Source organism: Nocardia sp. NPDC058244 (assembly GCF_042882065.1).
In the GTDB taxonomy this organism is placed as follows: Bacteria; Actinomycetota; Actinomycetes; order Mycobacteriales; family Mycobacteriaceae; genus Nocardia.
Window position 1 is genome coordinate 263,434 of sequence record NZ_JBHVWX010000005.1, and the last position, 15,926, is coordinate 279,359.

Annotated in this window: 18 protein-coding genes; 11 read left to right on the forward strand and 7 right to left on the reverse strand. The window is 69.9% G+C overall.

The annotated features are described in order from the left end of the window. The first annotated feature begins 12 nt into the window (after positions 1-12). From ACFVW6_RS17570 to ACFVW6_RS17585, 4 genes are all read left to right on the forward strand, one after another. A complete protein-coding gene (locus tag ACFVW6_RS17570) occupies positions 13-1,140 on the forward strand; it encodes a cytochrome P450 (protein WP_378828687.1) in 1,128 nt (375 codons plus the stop codon). A gap of 70 nt (positions 1,141-1,210) precedes the next feature. Further along, on the forward strand, positions 1,211-2,002 hold the full coding sequence (locus tag ACFVW6_RS17575; RefSeq protein WP_378828689.1) for an alpha/beta fold hydrolase: 792 nt from the start codon (positions 1,211-1,213) through the stop codon (positions 2,000-2,002). A 112-nt stretch (positions 2,003-2,114) separates the two neighbouring features. After that, the gene (locus ACFVW6_RS17580; protein WP_378828691.1) at positions 2,115-3,077 is read left to right on the forward strand and encodes a hypothetical protein; all 963 of its coding nucleotides are present in this window, start codon (positions 2,115-2,117) and stop codon (positions 3,075-3,077) included. After that, positions 3,074-3,835, forward strand: coding sequence for an SDR family oxidoreductase (locus ACFVW6_RS17585; protein ID WP_355272536.1), 762 nt, complete (start codon positions 3,074-3,076; stop codon positions 3,833-3,835). The genes ACFVW6_RS17580 and ACFVW6_RS17585 overlap by 4 nt, the downstream gene beginning before the upstream one ends. 9 nt (positions 3,836-3,844) lie before the next feature. Here ACFVW6_RS17585 and ACFVW6_RS17590 read toward each other — a convergent pair whose 3' ends face one another. From ACFVW6_RS17590 to ACFVW6_RS17610, 5 genes are all read right to left on the reverse strand, one after another. After that, on the reverse strand, positions 3,845-4,411 hold the full coding sequence (locus ACFVW6_RS17590; protein ID WP_378829415.1) for a TetR/AcrR family transcriptional regulator: 567 nt from the start codon (positions 4,409-4,411) through the stop codon (positions 3,845-3,847). 92 nt (positions 4,412-4,503) lie between these two features. Then, complete coding sequence (locus ACFVW6_RS17595; protein ID WP_378828694.1) at positions 4,504-4,875, reverse strand: carboxymuconolactone decarboxylase family protein; 372 nt, start codon at positions 4,873-4,875, stop codon at positions 4,504-4,506. Then, the gene (locus ACFVW6_RS17600) at positions 4,872-5,759 is read right to left on the reverse strand and encodes an NAD(P)-dependent oxidoreductase (protein ID WP_378828696.1); all 888 of its coding nucleotides are present in this window, start codon (positions 5,757-5,759) and stop codon (positions 4,872-4,874) included. The genes ACFVW6_RS17595 and ACFVW6_RS17600 overlap by 4 nt, the downstream gene beginning before the upstream one ends. Beyond that, positions 5,756-6,505: an SDR family oxidoreductase gene (locus ACFVW6_RS17605; RefSeq protein WP_378828698.1), complete on the reverse strand. Its 750-nt coding sequence runs from the start codon at positions 6,503-6,505 to the stop codon at positions 5,756-5,758. Before ACFVW6_RS17605 ends, ACFVW6_RS17600 begins: the two co-directional genes overlap by 4 nt. 31 nt (positions 6,506-6,536) lie before the next feature. Beyond that, positions 6,537-8,006: an aldehyde dehydrogenase gene (locus ACFVW6_RS17610; RefSeq protein ID WP_378828701.1), complete on the reverse strand. Its 1,470-nt coding sequence runs from the start codon at positions 8,004-8,006 to the stop codon at positions 6,537-6,539. 117 nt (positions 8,007-8,123) lie between these two features. On the opposite strand from ACFVW6_RS17610, the gene ACFVW6_RS17615 reads away from it, so the two are divergent. From ACFVW6_RS17615 to ACFVW6_RS17640, 6 genes are all read left to right on the forward strand, one after another. After that, on the forward strand, positions 8,124-8,717 hold the full coding sequence (locus ACFVW6_RS17615; protein WP_378828703.1) for a TetR/AcrR family transcriptional regulator: 594 nt from the start codon (positions 8,124-8,126) through the stop codon (positions 8,715-8,717). Between the two features lie 90 nt (positions 8,718-8,807). Continuing rightward, positions 8,808-10,160 (forward strand): cytochrome P450, encoded by a 1,353-nt coding sequence (locus tag ACFVW6_RS17620; RefSeq protein ID WP_378828705.1) that lies wholly within the window; start codon positions 8,808-8,810, stop codon positions 10,158-10,160. Positions 10,161-10,203: 43 nt separating this feature from the next. Further along, positions 10,204-11,460, forward strand: coding sequence for a cytochrome P450 (locus ACFVW6_RS17625; protein ID WP_378828708.1), 1,257 nt, complete (start codon positions 10,204-10,206; stop codon positions 11,458-11,460). Further along, positions 11,460-12,716, forward strand: a complete 1,257-nt coding sequence (locus tag ACFVW6_RS17630) for a glycosyltransferase family 4 protein (protein ID WP_378828710.1) — start codon at positions 11,460-11,462, stop codon at positions 12,714-12,716. The genes ACFVW6_RS17625 and ACFVW6_RS17630 overlap by 1 nt, the downstream gene beginning before the upstream one ends. Next, entirely contained in the window at positions 12,710-13,432 is a 723-nt protein-coding gene (locus tag ACFVW6_RS17635) for a class I SAM-dependent methyltransferase (RefSeq protein ID WP_378828712.1), read from the forward strand. The genes ACFVW6_RS17630 and ACFVW6_RS17635 overlap by 7 nt, the downstream gene beginning before the upstream one ends. Continuing rightward, positions 13,429-14,442, forward strand: a complete 1,014-nt coding sequence (locus ACFVW6_RS17640; RefSeq protein WP_378828714.1) for a prenyltransferase — start codon at positions 13,429-13,431, stop codon at positions 14,440-14,442. Before ACFVW6_RS17635 ends, ACFVW6_RS17640 begins: the two co-directional genes overlap by 4 nt. On the opposite strand, the gene ACFVW6_RS17645 is transcribed toward ACFVW6_RS17640, so the two are convergent. Then, positions 14,439-15,095: a class I SAM-dependent methyltransferase gene (locus ACFVW6_RS17645; protein WP_378828716.1), complete on the reverse strand. Its 657-nt coding sequence runs from the start codon at positions 15,093-15,095 to the stop codon at positions 14,439-14,441. The two genes, ACFVW6_RS17640 and ACFVW6_RS17645, sit on opposite strands and share 4 nt — an antisense overlap. 86 nt (positions 15,096-15,181) lie before the next feature. Here ACFVW6_RS17645 and ACFVW6_RS17650 point away from each other — a divergent pair, with 86 nt between their 5' ends. After that, positions 15,182-15,328, forward strand: coding sequence for a DUF1059 domain-containing protein (locus tag ACFVW6_RS17650; RefSeq protein WP_355272539.1), 147 nt, complete (start codon positions 15,182-15,184; stop codon positions 15,326-15,328). A 5-nt stretch (positions 15,329-15,333) separates the two neighbouring features. Here ACFVW6_RS17650 and ACFVW6_RS17655 read toward each other — a convergent pair whose 3' ends face one another. After that, positions 15,334-15,912 carry a hypothetical protein gene (locus ACFVW6_RS17655; RefSeq protein WP_378828719.1) on the reverse strand — a complete coding sequence of 193 codons (579 nt, stop codon included), beginning with the start codon at positions 15,910-15,912 and terminating at the stop codon, positions 15,334-15,336. Between the last annotated feature and the right edge of the window lie 14 nt (positions 15,913-15,926).

Below are 15,926 nucleotides of genomic sequence, written 5' to 3' on the forward strand. Positions count from 1 at the left end.
AAGGAGTCCGCGATGACCACGGAGTCGACCTCCGCCCGGTGCCCCGTCACCACGACCCTGCACCGGACCACCACCGCGCTCGGCCATGAAGGCTGGGTCGCCACCGGTCACGCCCAGGTCCGCAAGCTCTACGCCGACCCCCGGCTGGGCCGCGCCCATCCCACTCCCGAGACCGCCGCGCGCGCCTCGGACTCGATGTTCTTCGGTGGACCGATGGGCAACTTCGACACCGAGCCGGCCGATCAAGCGCGCCTGCGAGAGCTGGTGGTGCCGTACTTCTCCCCGCGGCGCATGCGCGATCTCACGCCCCGGATCGAGGAGCTCACCACCGCGCTGCTCGACGAGATGGCCGCCACCGGCTCACCCGCCGACCTGCACACCGCCGTGGCGGTTTCGCTGCCACTGCTGGTCATCTGCGAGTTGCTCGGCGTGCCCTACGAGGATCGCGACCAGTTCCGTGCCTGGACCGAGGGCCTGTCCGAGCAGGTCGAGACCGTGAAGGTGCAGGAGGGCGTGGCCGGGCTGTTCGCCTACTTCCTGACCTTGATCGAGCGGAAGAAGGCCACCGGCGGCGACGACGTCCTCGCCCGGCTCTGCGCCCGGGGCGACCTGGGCGATCACGGCATCGCGATGCTGGGTCTGGGGCTGTTGTTCGGCGGGCACGAGACGACCGTCGTGGAGATCGGTCTCGGGGTGAAGCGCCTGCTGGAGAACCCGGAGCAATGGCAGGCGCTGGTGCGCGATCCGGACCTGGTGCCGACCGCGATCGAGGAACTGCTGCGCGTCGCGCCGATGCCCCGGATTCCCCGGTACGCCCGCGACGATGCCGAACTCGACGGGTGCCCGGTCCGCAGGGGGGACCTGGTGCTGCTGGACCTGGACTCCGCCAATCACGATCCGGCGGTCTTCCCCGATCCGGACCGGTTCGACGTGACCCGCACCGGCGCGGCGCACGTCACCTTCGGCCACGGGCTGCGGCACTGCGTCGGCGCACCGCTGGCCCGCATCGAACTGCAGACCGTCTTCCGGCAGCTCGTGACCCGGTTCCCGACTCTGGAACTGGCGGTGGATCCGTCCGAAATAGCGTTGCGCACAACCACTTTCACCGGCGGCGTGCGGGAGTTACCCGTGCGGTGGTGACCGGCGGCCGACCGGGCTCTTGTTAGGCTGCGACCCCCAGGGGGTCGCACGACTGACAGGAGCCACGGTTGTGCCGTACGCGATCTCCGCGGGCGCGAAAGTCCACTTCGTCGACAGCGGCGGCGACGGTCCCGCGCTGATCCTCGGCCATTCCTTCCTGATGGACCACGAGATGTTCGACGACCAGCTGGCCGCGCTCGCGCCGGAGTACCGGGTCGTGGCGGTGGACGCGCGCTGCCACGGGCTGACCGAGAGTCCCGACACCGTCTTCAGTTTCTGGGATCTGGCCCGCGACGCCTGGGCGGTCGCCGACCATCTCGGGCTGGACCGGGTGGTGGCGGGCGGCGTGGGGCAGGGCGGTTTCATCGCGCTGCGCATGGCGTTGCTCAGTCCGCCGCGGGTGGCGGGGCTCGCCCTCGTCGGCACCTCGGCGCGGGAGTTCTCCGAGCCGCAGCGGGTCGGGTTCCGGCAGGTCACCGACGCCTGGGTGGGGTCGAGCCCGCTCGCGGCCATCGCGAAGATGATCGCGGGGCTGGTGATCGGCAACGATCGCGCCGATCATCAACGGTGGCTGGACAAATGGCTCAGTGGTGACCGCCGCCGGGTCGCGCCCGCCGCCGACGCCCTGGTCAATGTCGACTCGATCGCGGACCTGCTCGGCGACATCGACTGCCCCGCGCTGCTCGTGCGCGGCGCCTCCGACCCGGCGTTCGCCGCGGAGGCGATGACCGCCCTGGCCGAGGGCCTGGGCGGACCGGTGCGATTCCACACCGTGGCGGGCGCGGAGCACACCGTCAACCTCACCCACGCGGACGAATTCCACGAACTGCTCCGCGATTTCCTCGCCGAGCTGCGCCCCTGAACCCGCGCGGTAGTACTACTCGCCAGGGGTACCACCGGCCGGGAGGCGGCTGAGAGGTGGTCCGGCGGCGCTCTTGCCGGTGCCCCGGCCCGCTTGCTGTATTCGATGGGTGATGAGGTTTGCTTACTTGTTCGGCGGTCAGGTCAGTATGACGCCGGAGACGATCGACGAATTCTGCCGGACCTGCCCGGCGGTGGAGAACGCCTACGACGAGGCGGCCGAGTGCACCGGATTGTCCGTGGACATCCTGCGCGGCCGACATCCGGACACGGAACTGCTCGGTACGCCCGAGGACCGGCACAGCATCGGCGCCCTGCGTCAGGCCGCGCTGAATCTGGGCCTGGCCGACGACCTCTCCGCCCGCGGCGTGGAGGTGGTCGCGACGGGCGGCCTGAGCTTGGGAGCGTTGATCAGCACCTGTGTGGCCGGGGCGGTGCAGCGGCACGAACTGTTCGGGATGCTGCGCCATCGGCGACTGGTGCCGAGACCGGACGATATCGCGGGCCAGGGCATGGCGCTGCTGTCGGTGCCGATCGAGGACGTGCCCGAGCGCTACTACGGGCAGGCACGACCCGGGCTGTACCTGGCCGTCGACACCGGACCCATCGACGGCGTGAACCGCTCCTTCGTGCTGTCGGGATACACCGCGGCGCTGCGCGAGCTGCACGCGGAGATCGAGGCCGCGGCCGACGCCCGGCACATGTTCGTGCTGGACGCGTACCAGGGCGCGTTCCACTCCCCTTTGCAGCAATACGCGGCCGATTTCATGCGGGAGTTCGTGAGCGGTATGACTTTTCGGGATCCGCGCATCCCGGTGTGCTCCCCGGTGTCGCAGCGCAGTCTCACCACGGCGGCCGAGGTGCGGGATTTCGTGTGGCACAACAATCTGCTGCCCGCCCGCTACGAGCCGATCATCCAGGAAATGGACCGGCTCGACGTCCGGGGCGGGCTGGTGGTCGGCCCGGGGCTGCCGCCGCCCGCCGTCCAGCCGTTCCCGGTGGACGTGGTCGCCGAACCGGGCGATCTCGACCGGCTGCCCGCGTCCGGACCGGTCGCGATCGTGGAGGCCCGGTGAATCGCCTCGCCGGGCGCCGCGCGCTCGTCACCGGGGCAGGCTCGGGTATCGGCCAGGCCATCGTCGCGCGCCTGCTCGCGGAGGGCGCGGTGGTGACCGGGGTGGGGCGCACCGCCGCGGCGCTGGCGAAGACCCGGCAGCTGGCGGCCGATCACGGTGCGGCCGAACGGTTCAGCTACGAGATCCTCGACGTCACCGACGACGTCGCGGTCGCGGAGGTGGTGCCGAGACTGTCCGCCGATGGGCTCGACGTCCTCGTCAACGCGGCCGGGATCATCCGCCTGTCGCATCTGCACGAGACCGGCATCGAGCTGTGGAACACCGTGCTCGGCACCAACCTCACCGGCCCCTTCCTGGTCACCCGTGCCGCGCTCCCCGCGCTGCTGGAGAGCGAGCACGCGGTGGTCGTCAACATCAGTTCCAGCGCGGCCACCTATGCCGCGCCCTACCGCGCCGCGTACGCCGCCAGCAAGGGCGGGCTGGAATCGTTCACCCGCACACTGGCTTTGGAGTACAGCAAGCACGGCCTGCGCGCGGTGTGCGTCTCGCCGGGCGGCATCGAGACACCGATGACCTACAGCCTCACCGATGTCCCGGCCGATATCGACGCCGGGCTGCTGAGCAAGATGGCCCCGGCCATCGGACCGCTGCTCGGCTCGCCCGAGATGGTGGCGGGTGTGGTGGCGATGGCGGCCTCCGACGACGCGGCGTTCATCACCGGCACCACCATCCAGGTGGACGGGGGCGCGCACATCTGAGGCTCTCGCCTACGGGACCTGCAGGATGCGCAGGGCAGCGCGTTCGATGCGGTCGGCGATCTTCTCGTAGGACTCGTACCCCATTCCGGCGCGGACCAGCGCCCCGGCGTAGATCAGTTCGAGCCATTCGATGACTTCCGGATCGGCGTCGGGGCCGAGGGCGCGCGAGATCCGGCCGCGGATCTCGATGCCGATGCGGGTGCGCAGATGTTCGACGTCCGGGTCCCCGCCCAGCAGGGCGCTGGTGACCGCGCCGGAGAGCTCCTGCTCGTCGGCCACCAGCAGGGCGATGGTGCGGAGTTCGGCCAGCACGCGGACGGACGGATCCGGGTCCTCGCTGGCGGGCGACGGCGAGGCGAGCAGCCGCCGCCAGAAGATCTCCGCGACCAGGTGTTCCTTGGACGAGAAGTAGGTGTAGGCGGTGGCGGTGCCGACGCCGGCCTCGGCGGCGACCAAACGGATCGTCATGCCGGAAAAGCCATCACGGGCCAGCACCCGCAGTGCCGCCTTGGTGAGCCGGTCGACCGTGTCGGCCTGCTTGTCGGTCAACCGCCGCCGGGTCGCCTCGAGGCTGATGGAATTGCTTTCGGACATGCGTCTGGATGCTACTCTGCGAGCCCCGCCCACCGGCCGACCACGTCCCGGTGGGCGTGTACCGCCACCGTCCGTTACTTCTTGCGGCGTTCCTGCGCGATCACCTTGCCGACCGCACCGTCGAGCTTCGTACCCGCGGGCCAGCCCACGTAGTGGCACAGGAACAGCGCGATCTCGCGCAATTGCTCCTCGGAAAGCTCACCGTTGCGCAGCGCTGCCCCGATCTGGATCTCGGCGATGTCGAGGTGCCCCTGCGCGGTCAGCGCGCCGAGCAGCAGCAGACGCCGTTCCCGCACCGTGAGCGCGGGCCGCGACCAGATCTCGGCGAACAGGTGGTCGGCGGTGACCGCGAAGTGGTCGCCGGGACCGTCGGCGAACTCCCAGCCGTAGACCTCGCTCATCTTGGCCAGCCCGCGCTGCCTGACGTCGTTGTCACCAGTGCTCATGATGTCTCCTTGTCGAGAACGGAACCGGCGACGCCGAGCCCGCCCGCCAGCCGGTCGATGGCGAGGTGCGCGAGCGGCAGATCAACGCCGAGCCGATCGCCGAGTTCCAGGGCCAGCGCGAGGTCCTTCTCGCCGAGATCGCGCACGTGGCCGAGGATGGGGAACCAGAAGTCGTCCGGATCCAGCGGCGCGGTGGTGTCGCGCAGCATGATCGCGCCGGGTCCACCGGTCACCGCGTCGGAGTGGCGCACCACCTTGCCGAGCGCGGTCAGGCTGAGCCCGGCGGCATCGGCCAGGCGCTGCGCCTCGGTGGCGGCGGTGAACGAGATGAAGTGCAACAGATTGCGCGCCAGCTTCATTCGCGTGCCCGCACCGACCTCGCCGGCATGCACGATCAGATCGGCGAAACAGCCGAACGGCGCCCGGATCCGGTCCACCGCGGCCGCGCTGCCGCCGATCATCACGGCCAGGCTGCCGTGCGTCGCGCCGGGCGCACCGCCGCTGACCGGCGCGTCGACGAACTCGACCCCGTGCTCCGCGCAGCGCGCGGCGAGATCTACGGCGGTGCGGTCACCGATGGTCGAATGCACCGCGACGACGGTGCCGGGAACCGCGGTGCGCAGGATGCCCGCCGGACCGGTGAGGACCTCGGTCACCTGCGCGTCGTCGACGACGGTCACGCAGATGACGCGCGCGTCCGCGGCCAGTTCCGCCGGATCGGCGACCGCCCGCGCCCCCGCCTCGACGAACGGCGCGGTGGCATCGGCGCGGACATCGCAGACGGTGAGCCCGCCCGGCCAGTCCAGCAGCCGCCGGGCCATCGGCGTGCCCATATTGCCCAGCCCGACGAAACCGACCGGGAGACAGTCCGTCTCGGTCGTCATCGGATGATCTGCCCGCCGTCGACGTTCAGGATCTGCCCGGTGACCCAGCTCGCGTCGTCGGACAGCAGATACAGGCACGCGCCGACCAGATCCTCCGGCGTGCCCATCCGCTTGATCGGAATGCGGGAGACCATGTCCTTCACCAGGTTTCCCGGCGTCACGGTCTGGGTGGCCTCGGTGTCGATCGGGCCGGGCGCGATGGCGTTCACCCGGATCTTCGAGCCGCCGAGCTCGGTCGCCAGCTGCTGGGTGAGACCGTTGATCCCGACCTTGGCCAGCCCGTAGAACCCGGAGTACAGCCAGGCGGCCGTGGAGGACTGGTTGACGATGGAACCACCGCCCGCCGCCACCATCGGCTGCCAGACCGCGCGGGTCACATTGAGCGCGCCGTCGAAGTTCACGCCCATGAACTTCTTGTAGTAGTCCCACGGCACGGTGAGCAGCAGGTCGAGCTTCATCTCGCCGTAGATCGCGGCGTTGTTCACCAGGTGATGGATGGCGCCGAACTCGGCGACGGTGAATTCCGCCAGCGCGGTGGCGGAGTCGGGATCGGCGACATCGACCCGGTGGAAGGCGGCGGTGCCGCCCTCGGCGACGATCTTCGCCGCGACTTCGGCGCCGCGCTCGGCGTTCAGGTCGGCGACGACGACATTGGCCCCTTCCGCGGCGAGTGCGGTGGCGTAGACGGCACCGATGCCCTGTGCCGCGCCGGTGACGATCGCGGTGCGACCGGTGAAACGTGCCATGGTGGTTCAGCTCCTGTGAGTGGTGATGCGGTCAGGCGGGGGTGGCGACGAGCTTGGTCTCGAGGTATTCCTCGAATCCCGCGACGCCCATCTCCCGGCCGAGGCCGGACTGCTTGTAGCCGCCGAACGGGGCGTCGGCGTGGTACCAGAGCCCGCCGTTGACGCTCAGCGTCCCGGTCCGCACGCCCGCGACCACCCGCTCCACCCGCTCCGGGTCCGTGCCCCAGACGGAGCCGGACAGCCCGTAGGGCGAGTCGTTGGCCAGCCGGATCGCGTCGTCGTCACCGTCGTGCGGAATCACGACGAGCACCGGTCCGAAGATCTCCTCCTGGGCGACGGTGGCGGAATTGCCGAGGCCGCCGATGAGCGTCGGCTCGATGAAGAAGCCGCGCTCCTGGTTCGCCGGTCTGCCGCCGCCCACCAGGATCTGCCCGCCCTCGGCCTTCGCGAGCTCGAGATAGCGTTCCACCCGGGCCCGCTGCTGCGCGGAAATGACCGGCCCGCAGACGGTTCCGGCGTTCGTCGGATCACCGGCCGCCAGCCCGGACAGCGTGCCTGCCGCCGCGGTCACCGCGGCGTCGTAGGCGGCGCGCGGCACCAGCAACCGGGTGGTGAGGGCGCAGCCCTGGCCCGCGTGCACGGCGACGGTGAACGCGGTGTAGCTCGCGGCCGCCGCGATGTCCGCGTCGTCGAGGACGACCGCCGCCGACTTGCCGCCGAGCTCGAGGAATGTGCGCTTGAGCGTGGCCGAGGCCCCCGCCATCACCGAGCGTCCGGTGCGCGTCGATCCGGTGAAGGTGATCATGTCGACCCGCGGATCGTCGACCAGTTGCGCGCCGATGCCGTGATCGGCGGAGGTGACGATATTGAGCACGCCCGCGGGTATGTCGGTGTGCTCGGCGACGAGCGGGCCCAGCACGGCGGCACACCACGGGGTGTCCGGAGCGGGCTTGAGCACGACCGTGTTCCCGGCCGCCAGCGCGGGACCGATCTTGGCCAGATTGATCTGGTGCGGGAAATTCCACGGTGTGATGGCGCCGACGACGCCGACGGCCTCGCGCCGGATCACCCGCCGGGAGGCGACACCCATCAGGTCCCTGGTGCCGAGATCCGTTTCCCACGCGTAGTTCTCGGCCAGCTCGGCGGCATAGGCCAGGTCGGCGATCGGGCCCTCCAGCTGGGGGCCGCTGGTGAGCATGACCGGGGTGCCGACCTCGGCGATGGTGATCGCGCGCAGCTCCTCGAGGTGTTCGCCGAGGACATCACGCAACTGGCGCAGGCAGTGCGCGCGGAACGCCGGGTCCCGCGACCACCCGGTCTCGTCGAAGGCGGTGCGCGCCGCGCCGATGGCGGCGTCCATATCGGCGGCCGAGGCGTCGGCGGCGTGACCGAGCACCTCCTCGGTCGCCGGGTTGAGCGTCGCGAAGACGCCGGAACCGCCCGGGATCAGCTTGCCGCCGATCAGCAGGGGCGTGCCGCCGGCAGGGACGAGGCCGTTCATGGCAGGTCTCCGATACTTGTCTGGACAGGTGTACGGAATATAGTTCGGATTCCGGAACGGCCGCAAGGAAATGCACGTCATTCGTCCATACAGCTAGCTGTAGTAGCATCCAGACACATGTCCGAAACCGCGCCTACCGGCATCGAAGCAACTCGACGACGCTTGACGGAAAAACAGGCCGACACCGTGGACCGCCTGACCGCGGCCGCGGTCGAGGTGCTGTCCAGGGCGGGCTACTCGGGGACCACCATCCGTCTCGTCGCCGCGGCGGCCGGCGTCGGGACCGCCACCGCGTACACGTACTTCTCCTCCAAGGAACACCTGATCTCGGAGGTCTTCTGGCGGCGCCTGACCGCCCTGCCCCCACTGGAAGACCAGGACGCCGACCCGACCACGCGGGTGGTCGCCGTCCTGCGCCAGGTCTCGATGCTGGTGGCCGACGAGCCCGCGCTCGCGGGCGCGGTCAGCAGCGCCCTGCTCGGCGACGACCCCGACGTGCGGCACCTGCGATTACGGATCGGCAAGCAGATCCGCCACCGGCTCGCCGAGGCCCTGGGCACCAGGGACCCCGAACAGCTCGCGGCGCTGGAACTCCTGTACTCCGGCGCCCTGCTCCAGGGCGGCATGGGCCTGCTGTCCTATGCCGAGGTCGCCGACCTGCTCGAGGTGTGCGCACGCCGCATGCTCGCCGATCCGGCCCCGGGCATCTGACGCATTCTCCTTGTCGCGTCGCGGTAACCGTAGTACTGTCCAGACACATGTCCATCTGATGTCTGGACAGTATTCCGGGAAGGATTCCCCATGACGCTGGCCATACCGCGGCGCGTGTCCGGAGGCGACGAGAGCCACGGGCACCTCACCGAATTCCGCACCGATCCGATCGCCTTGATGCGCCGTGTCCGCACCGAGTGCGGCGATGTCGGGACCTTCGACCTGGCGGGCCGCAACGTCGTCCTGCTGTCCGGCGCCGAAGCCAACGAGTTCTTCTTCCGGGCCGCCGACGACGACCTCGATCAGGGCGCCGCCTACCCGTTCATGAAGCCGATCTTCGGCGAGGGCGTCGTCTTCGACGCGCCCCCGGAACGCCGCAAGGAGATGCTGCACAACCAGGCGCTGCGGGCCGACCACATGCGCGGGCACGCGGCCACCATCGCCCGCGAGGTCGACCGGATGATCGCGAGCTGGGACGACGAGGGCGAGATCGACCTGCTCGACTTCTTCGCCGAGCTGACCATCTACACCTCCTCGGCGTGCCTGATCGGGGCGAAGTTCCGCGAGCAGCTCGACGCCCGTTTCGCGCACCTCTATCACGAGCTCGAACAGGGCACCGACGCGCTGGCCTACGTCGACCCGTACGCGCCGATCGAGAGCTTCGCCCGGCGCGACGCCGCCAGGGCCGCCCTGGTCGAGCTGGTGCAGGCGATCATGGATCAGCGCGCGGCGAATCCGCCCGCGGGCAAGGGCGATCGCGACATGCTCGACGTCCTCATGTCCGTCCCGGACGAGGACGGCGCCCCGCGATTCCCCGCGACCGAGATCACCGGCATCTTCATCTCGATGATGTTCGCCGGTCACCACACCACCTCGGGCACCGCGGCCTGGACCATCATCGAACTGCTCCGGCACCCCGAGACGCTGCGCACCGTGGTCACCGAGCTCGACGAGCTCTACGCCGACGGCTCCGAGGTCAGTCATCACGCGCTGCGCCAGATCCCGCAGCTCGAGGCCGCGCTCAAGGAGACGTTGCGCCTGCATCCGCCGCTGATCGTGTTGATGCGGTTGGCGCGCGGCGAGTTCGAGGTGTGCGGGCACCGCATCGCACCGGGTGACATGGTGGCCGCCACGCCCGCGGTCTCCAACCGCATTCCGGAGGACTTCCCCGACCCGGACGCGTTCGATCCCGCCCGCTATCTCGATCCGCGCCAGGACGACATCGTCAACCGCTGGACCTGGATCCCGTTCGGCGCGGGCAGGCATCGCTGCGTCGGGGCGCCGTTCGCGCTCATGCAGCTCAAGGCGATCTTCTCGATCCTGTTGCGGGACTGGGAGTTCGAGCTCGCACAGCCGTCGCACACCTATCGCAACGACCATTCGAAGATGGTCGTTCAGCTGCAGCAGCCCTGTCGCGTCCGCTACCGTCGCCGGCATCGCTGACCGCCCCGGGCCCACACCGCCGTCGGCATCCAGGAGGAAACCCGTGTCAGCGCCGTCGCTGCCCAGCGGATTCGATTTCACCGATCCCGCTCTCTGGCAGAACCGTAACCCCGTCCAGGAATTCGCCGAACTGCGCCGGACCGCGCAGGTGTGGTGGAACGCGCAGACCGACGCCCAGTCGGGTGGCTTCCGCGACGGGGGCTACTGGGTCGTCACCAAACACGAGGACATCAAGGAGATCTCGCGCAATCCCGAACTGTTCTCCTCACAGCGCAAGGGCTCGGTCATTCGGCTGCCCGGTGAGGTGACCCCCGAGCAGATCGAGCTGACCGGCGCGCTGCTGCTCAATATGGATCCGCCCAAGCACACCAAGATCCGGCGCATCATCGCCAAGGGGTTCACCCCGCGCGCGGTCGAGGGGTTGCGCGCGGCACTGGCCGAGCGGGCGGCCGCCATCGTGCACGCGGCCGCGAAGACCGGTGGCGGCGATTTCGTCGAGCAGGTGGCGTGCGAGCTGCCGCTGCAGGCGATCGCGGAACTGGTCGGGGTCCCCCAGGCGGATCGGCGCAAGCTGTTCGACTGGTCGAATCAGATGCTCAACTACGACGACCCGGAATACGGCGACGCCACCACCACCGACGCCTCCTCCGCCGCCGCGACGGGCATCCTCGGCTACGCCTGGGACCTGGCCGAGCAACGCCGCGCCGACCCGCGGGAGGACATCGTCAGCAAGCTCGTGCACGCCGACCTCGACGGGGAGGCGCTCGGCTCCGACGAGTTCGGGTTCTTCGTCATCCTGCTCGCGGTGGCGGGCAACGAGACCACCCGCAATGCCATCACCCACGGCATGAAGGCCTTCGTCGACCACCCGGAGCAGTGGGAGCTCTACCGGGAGCAGCGACCGGCCACCGCGCCCGACGAGATCGTCCGGTGGGCGACCCCGGTGACGGTGTTCCAGCGCACCGCCACCGCCGACACCGAACTCGGCGGGCATCGCATCCGGGCGGGTGAGCGCGTCGGATTGTTCTACAGCTCGGCCAATTTCGACGACGACGCCTTCGATCAGCCGTTCCGGTTCGACATCCGGCGCGACCCCAATCCGCATCTGGGCTTCGGTGGCACCGGCGCGCACTTCTGCGTCGGCGCGAATCTGGCCCGGCTCGAGATCGATCTCGTCTTCGGCGCCATCGCCGAGGTGATGCCGCGGCTGTCGCAGGTGAGCGAGCCGCAGCGGCTGCGTTCGGGATGGATCAACGGCATCAAGCACTGGCAGGTCGACTACGGGACCGGGGTGCGCTGATGCGGATCGCGCTGCTGTCGTATCGGAGCAAGGCCCACTGCGGTGGGCAGGGGGTGTACGTCCGGTATCTGAGTCAGGGGCTCGCCGAACTGGGCCACCGGGTCGAGGTGTTCTCCGGCCAGCCCTATCCGACGGACCTCGATCCGCGGGTGCGCCTGACCGAGGTGCCGAGCCTGGACCTCTACCGCGACGACGACCCGTTCCGCACCCCGCATCCGCGCGAGCTCCGCGACCGGATCGACCTGCTCGAACTCGCCACCATGTGGACGGCGGGGTTCCCGGAACCCCGGACCTTCAGCTTGCGCGCGGCCCGGCTGCTGGCCGCCCGGGTATCGGATTTCGATGTCGTGCACGACAATCAGTGCCTCGGCGACGGGCTGCTCGACATCGCGCGGGTGCTGCCGCTCGTGGCGACGATCCACCATCCGATCACCCGTGATCGCGCCGTGGACCTCGCCGCCGCGCCGTGGCGGCGCAAGCCGTTCGTGCGGCGCTGGTACGGATTCCTCGGCATGCAACAGCGGGTGGCCCGCCGGATCCCGGACCTGATCACGGTGTCCGCGTCGTCGGCCGCCGATATCGCCGCGGACTTCGGGGTCGCGCCCGGGCAGGTGCGCACGGTGCCGCTCGGGGTCGACACGGCACTGTTCCGGCCTCGACCGACGCCCCGGGTCCGTGGGCGGATCGTGGCGGTCGCCAGCGCCGACAAGCCCCTCAAGGGCATCGCGCACCTGCTCAACGCGCTGGCCCGGCTGCGCCATCAGCACGAGGTCGAGCTGCGCCTGGTCGCCAAGCTGGAACCGAACGGGCCCACCGAGAAACTCATCGCCGAACTCGGCCTCGCCGACATCGTGACACCGGTCAGCGGACTGAGCGACGAACAGCTGGCCGAGGTGCTCGCCTCGGCCGAGATCGCCTGCATTCCGTCGATGTACGAAGGCTTCTCGCTGCCCGCGGTCGAGGCCATGGCCAGCGGCACCCCCTTGGTCGCCAGCCGGGCCGGTGCGCTGCCCGAAGTGGTCGGCGACTGCGCGGAACTGGTCGCGCCCGGCGATATCGACGCGCTGACCGACGTCCTGGGCGAACTGCTCGCGGATCCGCGGCGTCGCCGGCGGATGAGCGAGCGGGGCCGTCAGCGCGCTGTCGATCTGTTCAGCTGGGCCGCCGTCGCCGCGCAGACCGTCGCGGTCTACGAGCGGGCGATCGACCGCTTCCACTCCCCCGATTCCGGCTCCCACCAGGAGGATCCATGCTGACCGTCGACTTCGATCGCTTGGGCGTCGGACCCGGTTCCCGGGTGATCGACGTCGGCTGCGGGGCCGGACGGCACGCGTTCCAGGCCTACCGGCGCGGCGCCGACGTCGTGGCCTTCGACCAGAACGCGGACGACCTGGCACAGGTGGACGCCCTGTTCGAGGCCATGGCCGCGGTGGGTGAGGCGCCGGGGTACGCCAAGGCCGAGACCGTGCGCGGTGACGCGCTCGACCTGCCCTACGGCGACGGCGAGTTCGACGTGGTGATCGCCTCGGAGATCCTCGAGCACGTCCCCGCCGACGACCGGGCGATCGCCGAGCTGGCCCGCGTCGTGAAACCCGGTGGCGCGCTGGCGGTCACGGTGCCGCGCTGGCTGCCCGAACGGATCTGCTGGGCGCTCTCGGACGAGTACCACGCCAACGAGGGCGGTCATGTGCGGATCTATCGTGCCGACGAACTCCGCGACAAGGTGACCGCGCGCGGGCTGCGCTACGTCCACCAGGAATTCGCGCACGCCCTGCATTCGCCGTACTGGTGGCTCAAGTGCGCGGTCGGCGTGCGCGACGACGACCACGCGCTGGTCCGCGCCTATCACCGGCTGCTGGTGTGGGACATGATGTCGGCGCCCGCGCTGACCCGCACCGCCGAACGCCTGCTCAACCCGCTCGTCGGCAAGTCCGTCGCCCTCTATTTCACCAAGCCGGCGGTGCGTCGATGACCCCGGCCGTCCCCGGCGTCGTCTCGGCGCGCGAACTGCGCCGCACGGCCGACACCATCGCCGCCGCACAGGAACCCGACGGGGCGATCCCCTGGTTCACCGGCGGGCACACCGATCCGTGGGACCATGTCGAATCCGCGATGGCGCTGACCGTGGCCGGGCTGTGGGACGAGGCGCGCGAGGCCTACATCTGGTCGGCCAAGTCCCAGCGCTCGGACGGGTCGTGGCCGATGCAGACGCGCGGCGGTGTGATCGAGAACCACGACGCCGATGCCAACTTCTGCGCCTATCTCGCCACCGGCGTCCTGCACGCGCTCACGATCACCGGCGACGCGAGCTTCGCCGCCGAGCTGTGGCCGACTGTCCGAGCCGGTATCGATTTCGTCCTCGGTCTGCAGCTGGGCACGCACGGCGAGATCCATTGGTCGGCGAACGAATCGGGCACCTCCGGCGAAGCACTGCTGACCGGGTGCGCCAGCATCTATCACAGCCTGGGCTGCGCGGTGACCCTCGCGGAGCGGGTGGGCGACCCGCGCCCGGACTGGATCCTCGCTCGCCGCAGGCTCGGCCATGCCCTGCGCCACCATCCCGACGCCTTTCTGGACAAGAGCCGCTACTCCATGGACTGGTACTACCCGATCCTCGGCGGCGCGCTCCGCGGTCCCGCCGCCCACGCGCGGATCGCCCGGCACTGGGACGAGTTCGTCGTCCCGGATCTCGGCATCCGCTGTGTCTCCGACGCACCCTGGGTCACCGGCGCCGAGACCTGCGAACTGGTCCTCGCCCTCGACGCGATCGGCGACACCTCCAGGGCGACACAGCTTTTCACCGCGATGCAGCACCTGCGCGATCCCGACGGCTCCTACTGGACCGGCCTGGTGTTCACCGACGGCAAACGCTGGCCGGAAGAACGCACCACCTGGACTGCGGCCGCCGTCGTCCTCGCCGCCGACGCCCTGACCCGCACCACCGCCGCCAACGGCATCTTCCGCGACGCCGTCGACCACTAGCCGCAGGCGGCGATGCGCTGCAGGATGCGCAGCGATCCGGTCACCGAGAGCTCGCGGAACTTGCCGCTGTCGAGGGCCCTCCGGTAGATGCCGAACGGGGCCCGGCCGCCGTCGGCGGGGTCGGGGAAGACGTCGTGGATCGCCAGGAGCCCGCCGCCGGCGACCCAGTGCACCCAGTTGTCGTAGTCGCGCTGGGCGGCTTCCTCGGTGTGGCCGCCGTCGATGAAGAGCATGCTCAGCGGAGTGCGCCAGAGGCGCGCGGCGGTGGTGGAGGACCCGATGATCGCGGTGACGGTGTCGGTCAGGCCGGCTCGGATCATGGTGCGCCGGAAGGCCGTCACGGTGTCGAAGACACCGGTCTCCGGGTCGACCAGACTCGTGTCGTGGTACTCCCAGCCCGGCTGGTGCTCTTCCGAGCCACGGTGGTGGTCGACGGTGACGACGCTCGCGCCGGTTTCGCGGGCCGCGGCGCCCAGATAGATCGCCGACTTGCCACAATAGGTACCGATTTCCAGAATGGTTCCCGTCCCCGCGTAGTCGCGGGCGGCAGCGTAAAGCGCACGCCCCTCGTCCGCCGGCATGAATCCGGTGACCTGTTCGGCGAGCGCGAACAGCGCACCGGCCTCGGCGGAGATCTCGTCTACGGGTCCCATGACTCACGCTAACACAGCGATTGGAATACACTCCGGACTACTGTCCAGCAGATCGCCGGACAGTGACCGGCACAGGAGACACCCTGATGAAGACTCGCCTCAACTGCCCCTGCGGTACCCAGATCAACGCCGACAACGAGGACGACCTGGTCGCCCAGACCCAGGCGCACCTGGCCGCGAACCACCCCGATCACGACTACACGCGCGACGAGATCCTCTTCATCGCCTACTGAACACGCTACTTCTTCGTCGGCAGGGAGTTCTGCAGTCCGCCCACCTCGGTGATCGTCCAGCCCGCGTTCCGGTCGATGGTCACCGAATAGGTGACGGTGGTCGTCGCGCCGCCGGGATTCTGGGCGCTCGTGGAGACCACCGTGAAGTACGCGTTCACCTTGTAGATTCCGCCGGATTCCGAGATCACCGACGCCGAGAGCGGGGTCGCGGTGGAGGTCCATTGCAGCGGCAGCAGGATCTGTTCGAGCTGCGGCGCGGTGGCGTCGAACTTCGCGCTCAGCGTGGGCGCGGTGCCGGCGCGCAGCCGGCCGAACCAGGCCGCGACGTCGCGATAGTCGATCGTCGACGCGCCGGCGCCGTAGTCCGTCGCGATCCGTTCGGCGTGCCGGTCGTCGGCCGCGCGGGCGTCGCGGTCGGCGATCGTCGACCTCGCGGCGAAGTACAGCGCGGCGAAGGTGATCGTCGCGACGGCGAGGATCCCGATCGCGACGGCGGCCAGGACGCTCGAGAGCCGCAGCGAGACCGTGCGCGGCTCCGGCCGATCGCTGTCGGTCGTGGTGGCGTCCGCTGTCGCTGTGCTCATGTGCCGTCCTTCGT

Coding starts and splice junctions, on each gene's coding strand:
- ACFVW6_RS17650 (WP_355272539.1), top strand. CDS start 15,182: ATGAAGACTCGCCTCAACTGCCCCTGCGGTACCCAGATCAACGCCGAC.
- ACFVW6_RS17570 (WP_378828687.1), top strand. CDS start 13: ATGACCACGGAGTCGACCTCCGCCCGGTGCCCCGTCACCACGACCCTG.
- ACFVW6_RS17640 (WP_378828714.1), top strand. CDS start 13,429: ATGACCCCGGCCGTCCCCGGCGTCGTCTCGGCGCGCGAACTGCGCCGC.
- ACFVW6_RS17605 (WP_378828698.1), bottom strand. CDS start 6,505: ATGGCACGTTTCACCGGTCGCACCGCGATCGTCACCGGCGCGGCACAG.
- ACFVW6_RS17635 (WP_378828712.1), top strand. CDS start 12,710: ATGCTGACCGTCGACTTCGATCGCTTGGGCGTCGGACCCGGTTCCCGG.
- ACFVW6_RS17600 (WP_378828696.1), bottom strand. CDS start 5,759: ATGACGACCGAGACGGACTGTCTCCCGGTCGGTTTCGTCGGGCTGGGC.
- ACFVW6_RS17645 (WP_378828716.1), bottom strand. CDS start 15,095: ATGGGACCCGTAGACGAGATCTCCGCCGAGGCCGGTGCGCTGTTCGCG.
- ACFVW6_RS17610 (WP_378828701.1), bottom strand. CDS start 8,006: ATGAACGGCCTCGTCCCTGCCGGCGGCACGCCCCTGCTGATCGGCGGC.
- ACFVW6_RS17655 (WP_378828719.1), bottom strand. CDS start 15,912: ATGAGCACAGCGACAGCGGACGCCACCACGACCGACAGCGATCGGCCG.
- ACFVW6_RS17580 (WP_378828691.1), top strand. CDS start 2,115: ATGAGGTTTGCTTACTTGTTCGGCGGTCAGGTCAGTATGACGCCGGAG.
- ACFVW6_RS17615 (WP_378828703.1), top strand. CDS start 8,124: ATGTCCGAAACCGCGCCTACCGGCATCGAAGCAACTCGACGACGCTTG.
- ACFVW6_RS17620 (WP_378828705.1), top strand. CDS start 8,808: ATGACGCTGGCCATACCGCGGCGCGTGTCCGGAGGCGACGAGAGCCAC.
- ACFVW6_RS17630 (WP_378828710.1), top strand. CDS start 11,460: ATGCGGATCGCGCTGCTGTCGTATCGGAGCAAGGCCCACTGCGGTGGG.
- ACFVW6_RS17595 (WP_378828694.1), bottom strand. CDS start 4,875: ATGAGCACTGGTGACAACGACGTCAGGCAGCGCGGGCTGGCCAAGATG.